This window comes from Nostoc sp. FACHB-888, assembly GCF_014696655.1.
Lineage (GTDB): Bacteria > Cyanobacteriota > Cyanobacteriia > Cyanobacteriales > Nostocaceae > Nostoc.
Genome location: NZ_JACJQM010000137.1, coordinates 1 through 12,022 on the forward strand (window position 1 = coordinate 1; position 12,022 = coordinate 12,022).

A 12,022-nucleotide genomic window follows, 5' to 3' on the forward strand; every position below is an offset into this window, starting at 1 on the left:
GTGATGTTTTTTCTGTCAGACGTTCCGCGATTACAACTATCGCTATAAATACCCCAGGCATCAATCTTTTTAGTTATCTCACCCCATTCAGATTAAGAAAACCAATCACTATAACACAAAATCAATTCTGCAAGAGGTCTAGTACACAACCTAAGCGCTTTCTAGTCGGCTATCAGTACAGAAATGTTCAATGCCTTGATTTGAACATCTGAGTTAAGCTGAACCACATCTAATTTGCATAATATAAATTACTGTATTTGTTCTAGGGTAAGCATCCTTGCTCGCCCAAATGTGCTAGTTAAATGTGGAACAGCTTATAAAAACTTTTATTACCAGTACTTAGCAGAGACAGTCAAATCGACCTGTTCGTTTTGTTTTCTGTTTTTCTGGTTAATATTTTGTTTTGGTTCAACTGACTTAGTTTGGAGAACTTCTTCTTCAATATCGATACCAAGACCTTGAGCAACGCGAATGCCGTATTCTAAGTCTGCGTTGTAGAAATGAGGAATTTGCCGTAGTTGAAATTCCCGCTTTGCAGGCTTTAAACTATCAACCAAATTGTCCACTAGACGAGCTTTCTCCTCTTCTTTCATTAGCCGATAGAGGTCACCTGCCTGAGTAAAATCATCATTATTATGTTCTAATGCTGTTCGGTCTGCATCACCTGAAATACTATAGGACGGCTCTTTGTATTGTTGCACTTCTTTTGGCCCGCCAAAACTATTAGGCTCATAGTTGACGCTGCTACTACCGTTATCATCAAATCGCATGAAACCATCCCGCTGATAATTTATTGCCTTTCGTGCATGAGGACAGTTGATGGGTAATAGGCCGTAGTTACCCCCTAGACGATAACGATGGGCATCTGCATAGGCAAACAGACGCCCCTGTAGCATCTTGTCTGGTGAGAAGTCGATTCCTGGAACCACGTTGGCAGGTGAGAAAGCAACTTGTTCTACTTCTGCAAAATGATTATCAGGATTTCGATTGAGAACTAAACGACCAATGGGAATAAGGGGATAGTCTTTACGTGACCAAACCTTAGTAATATCAAAGGGATTGAAGCGGTAAGAGCTAGCATCTTCAAGCGTCATAATCTGGACATAAACTTTCCAGGCTGCTTGTTCATTCTTGGCGATCGCCTCAAACAGTTCTCGCGTCGTGTAGTCTGGGTCAACCCCTGCGATTTGAATAGCTTCTTCTCGAGTAAAATTTTGAATGCCTTGTTCAGTTTTAAAGTGATACTTGATCCAAACAGCTTTACCTTGGGCATTAATCCATTTAAAAGTGTGGCTGCCATAGCCATTCATATGCTGATAGGACTTTGGAGTACCCCGATCTGAGTACAGAATTGTCACCTGATGGGTAGATTCTGGTGTAAGGGAAAGGAAATCCCAAACCATATTTGGATCTTTGCAATTAGTCTGGGGGTTACGCTTTTGGCTATGGATAAAATCTGGAAACTTCATCGGGTCACGCACGAAGAAGACAGGCGTGTTATTCCCAACAAGGTCATAGTTACCTTCTTCAGTGTAAAATTTCACGGCAAATCCTCGAGGGTCGCGCACGGTGTCTGCGGAGCCTTTTTCTCCAGCAACAGTTGAAAACCGCATGAAAACGGGTGTTTGCTTGCCAACTCTTTCCAAAAACTTTGCCTTTGTCCACTGGGTAACGTCATTGGTCACCTCGAAATAGCCATGAGCAGCTGCGCCCTTAGCATGAACGACTCGTTCCGGAATTCGCTCCCGGTTGAAATGGGCGAGTTTTTCAATCAGGTAAAAGTCTTGAAGCAAAATTGGACCATTACTTCCAGCTGTCAAGGAATTTTGATTGTCGCTAATCGGGATTCCAAAGCTTGTGGTTAAGTCGTTATTTTCTGTCATGTTTACCACACAAAATAAATGTACAAAAACATATAGATTAGTTTTGTTCAAATTCAAAAATCATTTTTGGAAAATGCTGAACTGCAAATCCCTCAGACTTAAATAAAAGTCAAAAATGATTTCAACACGATTCGCAAGTTGAGACTAAGGTTATCTGTATCAAACCATTGTCTATTTTTGCAACAGAACCATTTTCGCTTTTTAACATAAGTACTTCATCAGCAACAGTACTTTTGTTAAAAATCGCAGCAATCTCTTGGATACAGGCTTGCAACCGTTGAGCTTCTGCAAAAGTCACAGTTGTGGCTTCCTGGTTGATTAATTCGTTTGAGCTTGCCTTTTGTGGGACTCTTTGCCAACACGGGGTACTCTTACTCCGATGCGACCTTCGCCATGTTTGTGGGGTTATATTGTGGAGCCGGAGAAACTGGCGACCGAAATGGCGTCTATCTAGATAGCCCACAGCTTCAGCAATCTGCTCTACTGAATGGTCTGTTTCGATAAGCAGACGGCGTGCTTCTACCATACGACGCTCAACAATCCAACAGAGTACGGTTTTTCCAGTCTCTCGCCGTACAAGATCAGTGAGGTAGGCAGGGGACCGACTGACCGCCTCAGCCACCTCTCTAAGACTAATTGAATTATGATAATTTGTCTCAATAAATCGAAAAACATGGCTTAACAAAGGTTGGGACTGAAGCAAGAACTTTTCAAAACTTGTCAGGATCGCCGTGTTAATAGCGATGTTAACGTTATAAGAGTCAATGCCATTTAATAAGTAATTTGAGTCCATCAGTTTAGCCTCATTAATTGTATTAAATACACTTGGATTTCATCTCAAACCATCTGAAATAGAGTAGAGCCTAAATATTTATATTTTAGTCAATTCTCAGTTCACCTCCAGAAACTAATTCGTCTAATATTCTATTTTTTCTTCATTGATTTATAAATTTTCTCTGATAGCTAATTCGGTCAACGCCTAATCCAATACAGCAATTCATCAGAGGCAGAAACGTCGCGATAAAAGCTAAGTTGCTCGCATTTTAAGTAACACGAACCGCGATGTCCTCGCCGAAGCAAAGTTTCGTTTCCCTTGGCGATGACTTCGTTCGTTTCATCATCAAAACAATTCCATTCCGAGTAGATAACTTCACCATTGAACATAATAATTGGCCAAGCTATTGTTACACTCGGTTGAGCAAGAATTGCCCAACGATTTACTTCTCTATTTGTTGCTGCGGTTCTGCCATAAAAAGGTCCATCAGCACAAAAATATACAAGATTATTGGCATACTCACCTGCTAAAATGTCCCCCCGTCCTTGTCGTAGCGCTTCACAGTGGGTTGGCCACCAATGTTTATTTTCCTGTTCTACTTGCTCTAAGCTGTATTCTAGAGTTATCTCAGGTAAGGTATCATTGCGTAGGGAAAGATATGTCTCTGCATATATGAGTAGTTTTACTGCTAGTTCATTAGAAACTAGCTCAGGCTTGGAGTAATCTACTAACAGATCATTGTAGTAGTTGGTTCGCTTCGTCATTTCAAGCCTCTACAATCTTTAACCAATTTTCTCTGTGTATGCTTTTAATCCTGAATGCCTATAATCCCTGTTTTATGAAAGCTTGGACAACCCAGTTTTCTGTGCAACCTCATGTGAAATCAGTGTTAGAGTGGGGTAGTTTTCATGAACCTAGTTGTCAAACTGACGACTAAGCGAGACGCTAAAGAGTTATAAAACGAATATCTTTGTTCCCTTATTGTGCGGCATCTTGTTTTTTAGATGGCGTTAACACTAAATCCATGTGCAACAAGGCTTGAAACTGAAGAAATCAGGAAAAATTTTACCAGATTGAAAGGACTGGTCATAAAAACATCAACATGGATGAAGAAACTTTTCAGAAAGTTTTAACTTTTTTCCGGAAGCGCTATTATTATAATGTACATTCTTAGACATAATATGCTGTTAAAAAACATATTAAGTTTCTGCTAAGGGTACGATCCTTACAAAAAGGAATCGAAAAGCAAAACCGTTGTTGTCCAGAATGTGTACATATAGCAGCCAGCGAAGTTAGAGGGGAAACCCCCCGTGCATGAATCGGGGGATATAACCGAGTAAGTTAGTGTTAGGAGGCCTTGAGAGTGACTAATTCTCTCAAAGGCTTTGCCTATAATTATCTATTTCAACACTGCTTTTAGCCAGTTAAGATAGAAAACTTAAGCGGAAAAGTTTGTGTTTTTAATTTGGATTTTAGGCAAAGTTCCAACTGAAGCGGTTTTTAGCCAACAGTAAATGTAAATAACAGGTTTTGCTAACTTTGCTAAAATTTGCATTTTGTACCATCCTCAAGCAATTGGTTATTTAAGTAATTTGCACAGGTATAATCTCTAAATTTCTTGCTAATAGGGTTGAACATTACTAACACTCGCCTAAAAAAAACAGAAATGTTTCTTTACACCCATTACGGGGCGGGCGATCGCCCGTAAACAGCTTTTATTACTTTCATGAGAGTATAATAAATGTACTATTTGCTTAACTCATCAGGGGTGTTTGATTGGGTTCAAGAACGGCTATCTCCATTATCACCGTAGTATATAGGTAGATAGAAGAGCGCTAAGTAGTTTCCTAGATTTGTGACTAGTTGTAGGTCTAAATTTAAACCTACAGAGAAGTCGGAGACACTGCGCGTAGCTTGCTTCCCGCCCCTGGCGTCTTGTAGGGAAGGTACTAATACTTGTCGGGTTTTGGGGAAAAGGGGAAAGAAAAAACCTTTAACCTTTACCCTTTAACCTTTTCCCCAAACCCAATACCGAGTTAAAAATGCACAAAGCGAGCAGTATTGGAGAAGGTACGGTGGAGATGCAAAGTCAGCCCAAGGAAACACACAGTTTTACCAAATTTAATTCGCTAAGAACTTATGCAAAGCTGTACTAAGGTGTTATGCTTTGCCAAATCAGTTTTTACGGATGTACGTTTTTGAAAACTGAAATCGCGCTATTGCTCACATATCAAGCTTTTTAGGCTAAATAGTACATTTATCTGTGCAACTTTAAATTTGAAGAGGAGAATGTCACAGGAAAAAAAGAACTTATCTTTATCTTAAGTTTCTTATCTTGAGTTGCAAAAGTTTTGTAAAGTTAGCAAACTTAAATCAACAGGCATCAATCAATCAACCACGTAGATGAGGGTGCATAAGATGAGCAATCAGCAATGCTGCGAAACTTTAGATTCGTCTACATTGGTTCTGGATAAACTCCTTCGGTTGCAGATTGAGTCTGCTGCCGAACGGTTGTGCGTACCAGCAAGGCACTTTGGCAGGATACGAGATGAAGGAGTATTTACTTCTAATTCTTCCACCACCAAGTGGAGTTCCCCTATGACGAAGGTTTGCAATAGGGAAGACAGATGACACCGCCCATGCTTTGCTTCTTTTACCAGCACTGCAACTAAAGGGCAGTTTGGACTTTGTTTGACACTATCTGATCAAAATAAGCGTTGCTTCTAATTAAATATGCAGGATGGTAATGAAACACATTATGTGTGCAATCCATTTGTTATTTTTAAAATAAAAGCTTCCTGTTAGTTTCCCTAAACCTTATATACGAATGAAGCCGTTTGTCAATTAGGTTTCTGTCAATACATAAGTCCTAAGGATATGGGATTTTCTCGCCATCTAAGTCATCTTTAACTACCTCTTTTCTTGGAAACGTCCAGCGAAACTCACAATTGGACATTGCGTTTCTCAAAGAAAGTCAGCAAATTGCCCATGCTTTGGTAGCCAAGGCGGTGGTCAAAATGCTGAAAGACATAGAAATGCAATATGCATTTGGTGTTTCGATAGGTGCGATGGCGTAACCGCCCGCCGTAGGCGATCTCCTCTAACATTCCAACAGCACAACCTGTAACACAATTCAATTTACTTACTTGACTAGCAATTTTTTGGAATTGTCGCTTAATAACGCCTTAAATAGCTCAACCCATTGTACTGTCTACATTTTAACCATCGGGCGAAATGCTTGCTGTGCTAGATTTCATGGGTTATTTAGCTTATTTCGCAACAACTCTGTTATTGCCACGAGTGACTTGCCCCAATTCTGTAGCAACCATAAGTGAGGAAAGGAACTATGCGTAATGACTTTTTAATTAATACTGATTCAGCGTGTTTCGTACGTGATGAAACAGCGATCAAGACTGCTAACTACACTTCAAGGCATCGATCCAGTTCTACAAAAAGTGGTGATCGCTTTGCCTCAAATATGAGTGATGCAGAGAAGATAGCTCAAACTAAGAACCTTTTAGATAGAGCGATCGCCTATGCTTGGCACACAGTCAAGAGCGATCACAGACCACCAACCTTGACCAGCACGCGTTGGGTATGGCGGCTTGCAGGTGCTTACCATTTCAGCCGACATACCTCACGACTAATGGAAGAAGCTGCTCAACGCTTCGCTGCATCTGGTCGCCAGAGTTTGGCACAGTGGGCTAAACAAAAAGCTAGAGAGGAGGCAGGTCACGACCGACTCGCCCTGCTCGATATTCAGTCGATGGGATATGAAGCTGAGGCTGTAGTGCAAGCGCTTGTGCCATCTGCTGCAACAGTTGCAGTAGATTACTTTATCCAAAGTGTGGAAGCAATCAATCCAATTAATTGCGTTGGTCATTCCTATGCGAGTGAACGCTTAGGAACATTTCAAGGAGAGGAGTATATCCAGAGTGTAGAGGCTTTGCTACCACCAGGTACTCATGCCACACGTTGGTTACGGATACATACTGGTGTTGGTGCCGAAGTCAAGCATATAGAAGATACAGTTGAGATTGTTGCAGAGATGACTCTTGAAGATCGTATCTGTGTAGCAAGAGCTTGTTATGAAACCGCACTGTTACGCTTTACTCCACCTAAGGAAGGCTACATATCAGATGAGGAACTTCAGAATGTATTGAAACCGCTAGAGTTAAATACTTGCCTACAGGTAGGAACTAATTTTCAAAAGCTAAAGAAATGACCCAGTAAGCAAGAAGGACTTTTCTCAGACACCCTTAACTGTACTATTCAAACTACAAGGAGAAGAAGGATGCTATTACAAACTGTTCAAACTACAAGGAGAAGAAAGATGCTATTACAAACTGTTCAAACTACAAGAAGAAAGATGCTATTACAGATTTTAAATTTTGGATCTTCGATTTTAGGATCACTAGAGTCGAGTCTTACCAATAAAGCTGTTTTTTCACAGATTTTTCCAAATAGAATTAAGACTACAACTATCGAGCAGCAGTCTTTAAGACAGGAGTTTACCAGCTACTTCTTTGAAACCAGTTTCGATATGTTGAATGACACCAAACTTCAAGATTTAAAAAGTATCATGACCAATGAATTCGTGCAGGGATTGCCAAGTGACACCGAATTCGGTGTTTGGTAGATTCAGCCTATCTGTCTGTTTAGTGTTTTAGGATTAAAACAGTTAATATCCCTGATTGTCTAGCCCCTGTCAAGCCAGAAGTCAAAGCAGCTTCAAGGCGGGTAGCCTGCTACCGTAACAGCTAGACAGTCAAGGATTAACATTTATCAGGCAGAGAAAATCTCCTGTGCGTTAACCTGATGTTTCAGACAAGGTTTGCAGTGCGTAGGCTAATTTCTGAAGTAATGAAATTCTCAGCGGTTTATATAACTGCTAAACAGGCTGTTTTTTGCTAGCAACTGCCCCCAAAACTTTCAACGTGGCAATAGTTGCTGTAGTTAAACCTGTAACTCCCATGATGTTCATACGCTCATAGGGTTGCTCCGCTTTCAGAATTTTTAAGCACTCACCTGTTGCTATATTCCACAGTCTAATTGTCTCATCATCACCACTACTAGCCAACATTCCATTATCAGGACTAAAGACGATCGACCAAAGTCTGCCTGTATGTCCTTGCATAGTTCTGAGACATTGATCAGTACCGACATCCCACAACCTGACTGTATAATCGTGACTGCCAATTGCTAGTGTCCGGCTATCTGGACTAAAAACAACTGGGTGCAACCAACCTGTACTTACTGGTAAAATTCTAAGGCATTCCCCAGTATAGACACTCCATAACCTTAACGTTCCATCCATACTGGTATTTGCCAGCAGTTGACCATCTGGACTGAAAATAACGGATGTAACCCAAGTCGTATGCCCCTCTAGCGTGCTTTTGCACTCACCCGTGCTGACATCCCATAATTTCACTGTCTGATCCAAAGAGCCACTCGCTAGCATATTTCCTTGAGAGCTAAAGGCAACTGACCAAACCGCAGCCTGATGCGCCTGGAAAGTTTTCAGGCATTGACCAGTACCAACATCCCATAATTTCAATGTTTTATCGTCACTGCCACTAACTAGTGTTTGGCCGTCAGGACAAAAAGCAACTGACCAAACCAGCGCCTGGTGTCCCTCGAAAGTTTTGAGGCATTGACCCGTACTGACATCCCACAACTTCATTGAAGCGTCATGACTGCCACTTGCTAGCATCCGGCCATCTGGACTGAAAGCAACTGACTGGATCGTAGCACCATGTCCCTGGAATACTCTCATACATTGACACGTATTGACATCCCACAGCCTTATCAAAGAGTCATGACTGCCACTTGCTAGCGTCTGCCCATCTAAACTGAAAGCGACTGAGAGTACCTGATTAGTATATCCCTGGAAATTTTTGAGGCATTGACCAGTACTAACATCCCATAGCCTTACTGTTTGATCATAACAGCCACTTACTAGGAGATTGCCCTGTGGACTAAAGGCGACTGAAAATACCCAACTCGAATGTCCCTGAAAAATTTTGAGGCATTGACCAGTACTGACATCCCATAGCCTCACTGTCTGGTCAAAACTGCCACTAGCAAGGAGATCACCTCGTGGGCTAAAGGCAACTGAATATACTTCATTGGAATGTCCCTGAAAAATTTTGAGGCATTCACCAGTACTAACATCCCATAGCCTCACTGTCTGGTCTTCACTACCACTTGCCAGCATCTGACCATCAGGACTGACGATAATTGCCCGTATTCCATCACGGTGTCCGTGGAAAGTTTTGAGACATTCACCCGTGCTGATATTCCACACCCCAACTGTATGGTCATCACTGCCACTAAAAAGCGTTTGCCCATGTGGGCAGAAGGCAACAGAGCATACCCAACTTGTATGTCCGTGGAAAGTTTTGAGGCATTTACCAGTGTGGACGCTCCATAACTTCATTGTTTGGTCATCACTGCCACTAGCTAATGTCTTACCGTCAGCACTAAAGGCAACTGACCAAACTTCATGATTATGTTCCTGCAACGTGTGAAGGCATTGACCTGTACTAACATCCCAGAATTTCACAGTGTGGTCAGTACTACCGCTAGCAAAGATATTACCATCAGGACTGAAAGCAAGCGATAAAACCAAGTTGGTGTGACCTTTACAGATCAGAAGTTGTGTCCAATCTGAAACTTGGTACAAGCGAATCTCACCATTAGTATCACCCAAGGCCAAAAGCTTGCCATCATGGCTAAAGGCTACCGACATAACACCACCGAAGGTTTCAGCAAAAACAGACCGATCAAAGTTGGCGTTTTGGAAATTTACATTGTGCAATTTTAAACACCGCAGGTCTGCTTGCCAAATACTTAAATAAGAAAAATCATAGCCGCTGAGGTCACTCTCTAGATGACAAAGCAAATTGAGAATATTCCCAGCTGTATAACTTTGTTCTAGCGGTGATGTCTCTCGTAGCCCTGCTAAAATTTGGGTTAGCTGATTTTCAAGCTTTCTTTTGCTTCTCAACACAGTGAGCAACCCATCTATAACTGGCTTAAGAATGAGGCGAATTTGAATTTCCCTCACGTAGTCCTTAGCCGTCGCCTTCATCAAGGCATGACACCTGAACAAATTAAGATTCTGAGTGACAATCTCTTCACAAACTAGCTCTATCAATCGCTGAGTCACATATTCCATGACTACAGGTTGCAGCGTGAAGAGTGCTGTGCTTTTTTCTACCAACGATCGCCTTACCAGAGATTCCAGAGCCTCCAGTAAGTTTTGTAGTGGAATTGGTGATACAATATCCTCTCGTATTTCTGATAGCGAAACTGGCTTACGATTGATTGCTAGCCAGTACATGATATCCTTCTCTAAATTTGCCAAGCGCGAAAAATGCTGGTCTAGCAGATCGCGAATGCTGCCAAAAACAGCAGTGTAATGTTGCAGAAATTCAGCAACATTACCATCAAAAACATCTTGAATAGTCGTTGCAACTATCTTCAAAGCTAGGGCATTACCTGCATAACGCTCGACTAGTGCTGGTAATTGTGACTCTAAGACAGAAAAACCTTTGGCTTCAAAAATTTTTTGCCCTGCTACTACCTCTAAACCACTGAGTTGTAATGAGCGAACAGCTAGTGTTTCTCCTCCGAGTGACGCTATATCTTTGGGTTTTTCGCGTGAAGTCAGCACTAAGGAACTTTGATGCATAACTTGTCCCAATCGTTTGATCAGTAAGCCATAATCTTCATAGCCTTCTCGATAGCATCCAGCACAAGCGCCTGGTTGCAAAATAGTCTCTACATTATCTAATACGATCAGACAGCGCTGTTGTTGTAAATATTCAACTAGTTGTGATATTCTCCCATCTACACTTTTTGGTAAGTCAGTTTCTAAAACCTGCTCGTTAGAGAAAAATTGAATGAAATTTGCCAGCAGGTCAAAAAGTGAGGGAGCATTGTAGAGCGATCGCCAGATAACATACTCAAACCATCCTTGAACCTTTTGTGATAACTTGGCAGCCAGAGAGGTTTTACCAATTCCTCCCATTCCCAACAGCGCCACTACTCGACAGCGTTCCTGGATCAGCCATTGCTCTAGTAGAGTAAGTTCATCTGTGCGTCCATAGAAAATAGATACATCGACCATTTCTCCCCAATCAACGCGCTTGGGGTTCTTCAAGTCTTCCTGCCCTTTTAAATCAGAGTCTGGGCTTGTATAATCGCTTTTATCCAGTTCTAAATTAAACATCATAAACAAACGAACAAGCGTCCGTTTGTCAACCCCGGTTTCACGAGTAAGTATCTTTCTGAAAGTGACAGGAGTGATCCCAGCTTGTTCGCTTAACTCTTCTAAGGTATATTTTGAGCCATTGTTTTTCCTAAATTCCCACTCAAGTTTGGCATTCTGAAGCTTTTGCCAGCCTTCACGAGTCAGTATAAGCCCACGATTGCGTTTGGGTTTCTCCGGTTTCATAATTCCTTAGGGAGAATTGTATTTGGAGCAATAGGCTCCTACGACTAGCGTTTACGAAGGGAATTATCAGTAAATCAGAGTTGTTGCAAAACAAGCTAAATAATCGATAAAACCCTGTCAGAACACCCATTTAAAAAATCTAATTTTAGATAGTCAAAACGGAAATAGTACAAGAGCCTGAGGGACTTTAGACGTTATTAAGCAACAAGTCTATTATTAGAAAACTAAGAGTTGATTTGTAAATTTATATCCACAATCCATAATTATATTGATAAATATCTCTTGAATTGAGGCGCCAAGTATTTACTTTAATGGAAGAAAATTAAAATTTGCTGTTTTCTCTTGATTACTCAGTAGTTTACTATATAATAGTAATTGAAAAGTCATTAAAAGTCAATGACGATGGCTAGAAAAAATGCTGCTAATTTAACAATTCAATTTTCCCTTGAGGAGAAAATAATTTTGGAGGAATATTGTGAGAAAATGCAGAGGACAAAGAGCGATGTAATTCGAGAGATGGTACGCACGCTTAAAAAATACTTAGACAGTAGCCAAAGTATTTCCTAACTTTGGAAACCCATACTTAAAAAGGAAGCTGTTGTGCATCTAATGTTCCAGAATGAAGTTCCTAAATCTGCAAAATAGGCAGTTATATCTCCAATTTCTGCAACCAAGTTAAATACGCAATAGCTTATGGATTTTCAAACCTCTGTAATTTTATATATGCAACGAATGAATTCAAAAGCCGTCTTTTAACCCCAGGCTCAACACAAGGTGAAGCGGAGTCAAGCCGGGGAGAAAGCAGGGCGGCCGCATCATGTCAACAAGTAAAGTCTATTGAGAATATACTTAAAAATAATGTCATTAACTCTTGCTTATTGCGAAAATATTTGGCGATTGTTT

General features: G+C 41.0%; 8 protein-coding genes. 4 read left to right on the forward strand and 4 right to left on the reverse strand.

The genetic code is table 11. From position 1 onward, the window contains the following. Nucleotides 1-329: 329 nt before the first annotated feature. From H6G26_RS33435 to H6G26_RS33445, 3 genes are all read right to left on the reverse strand, one after another. Nucleotides 330-1,883 carry a catalase gene (locus H6G26_RS33435; RefSeq protein WP_190735272.1) on the reverse strand — a complete coding sequence of 518 codons (1,554 nt, stop codon included), beginning with the start codon at nucleotides 1,881-1,883 and terminating at the stop codon, nucleotides 330-332. Between the two features lie 121 nt (nucleotides 1,884-2,004). Further along, nucleotides 2,005-2,676 carry an AraC family transcriptional regulator gene (locus H6G26_RS33440; protein ID WP_190735274.1) on the reverse strand — a complete coding sequence of 224 codons (672 nt, stop codon included), beginning with the start codon at nucleotides 2,674-2,676 and terminating at the stop codon, nucleotides 2,005-2,007. 179 nt (nucleotides 2,677-2,855) lie between these two features. Further along, nucleotides 2,856-3,422 (reverse strand): hypothetical protein, encoded by a 567-nt coding sequence (locus H6G26_RS33445; protein WP_190735276.1) that lies wholly within the window; start codon nucleotides 3,420-3,422, stop codon nucleotides 2,856-2,858. A 1,654-nt stretch (nucleotides 3,423-5,076) separates the two neighbouring features. Here H6G26_RS33445 and H6G26_RS42175 point away from each other — a divergent pair. The 4 genes from H6G26_RS42175 to H6G26_RS33455 all read left to right on the forward strand — a co-directional run bounded on the left by H6G26_RS42175 (nucleotide 5,077) and on the right by H6G26_RS33455 (nucleotide 7,297). Then, the gene (locus H6G26_RS42175) at nucleotides 5,077-5,289 is read left to right on the forward strand and encodes a hypothetical protein (RefSeq protein WP_206757574.1); all 213 of its coding nucleotides are present in this window, start codon (nucleotides 5,077-5,079) and stop codon (nucleotides 5,287-5,289) included. Between the two features lie 317 nt (nucleotides 5,290-5,606). Next, a complete protein-coding gene (locus tag H6G26_RS43970; protein WP_277883938.1) occupies nucleotides 5,607-5,735 on the forward strand; it encodes a hypothetical protein in 129 nt (42 codons plus the stop codon). 269 nt (nucleotides 5,736-6,004) lie between these two features. Then, complete coding sequence (locus H6G26_RS33450; RefSeq protein ID WP_190735278.1) at nucleotides 6,005-6,883, forward strand: hypothetical protein; 879 nt, start codon at nucleotides 6,005-6,007, stop codon at nucleotides 6,881-6,883. A gap of 69 nt (nucleotides 6,884-6,952) precedes the next feature. Then, complete coding sequence (locus H6G26_RS33455) at nucleotides 6,953-7,297, forward strand: hypothetical protein (protein WP_242054047.1); 345 nt, start codon at nucleotides 6,953-6,955, stop codon at nucleotides 7,295-7,297. Nucleotides 7,298-7,549: 252 nt separating this feature from the next. Here the strand turns inward: H6G26_RS33455 and H6G26_RS33460 are convergent, their stop codons facing one another. Further along, nucleotides 7,550-11,119, reverse strand: coding sequence for an NB-ARC domain-containing protein (locus H6G26_RS33460; RefSeq protein ID WP_190735280.1), 3,570 nt, complete (start codon nucleotides 11,117-11,119; stop codon nucleotides 7,550-7,552). Nucleotides 11,120-12,022 lie beyond the last annotated feature (903 nt).

Excerpts from the sequence above, each read along its gene's own strand:
- H6G26_RS33440 (WP_190735274.1), bottom strand. The coding sequence starts at position 2,676 with ATGGACTCAAATTACTTATTAAATGGCATTGACTCTTATAACGTTAAC.
- H6G26_RS33460 (WP_190735280.1), bottom strand. The coding sequence starts at position 11,119 with ATGAAACCGGAGAAACCCAAACGCAATCGTGGGCTTATACTGACTCGT.
- H6G26_RS33435 (WP_190735272.1), bottom strand. The coding sequence starts at position 1,883 with ATGACAGAAAATAACGACTTAACCACAAGCTTTGGAATCCCGATTAGC.
- H6G26_RS33445 (WP_190735276.1), bottom strand. The coding sequence starts at position 3,422 with ATGACGAAGCGAACCAACTACTACAATGATCTGTTAGTAGATTACTCC.
- H6G26_RS33455 (WP_242054047.1), top strand. The coding sequence starts at position 6,953 with ATGCTATTACAAACTGTTCAAACTACAAGGAGAAGAAAGATGCTATTA.
- H6G26_RS33450 (WP_190735278.1), top strand. The coding sequence starts at position 6,005 with ATGCGTAATGACTTTTTAATTAATACTGATTCAGCGTGTTTCGTACGT.
- H6G26_RS42175 (WP_206757574.1), top strand. The coding sequence starts at position 5,077 with ATGAGCAATCAGCAATGCTGCGAAACTTTAGATTCGTCTACATTGGTT.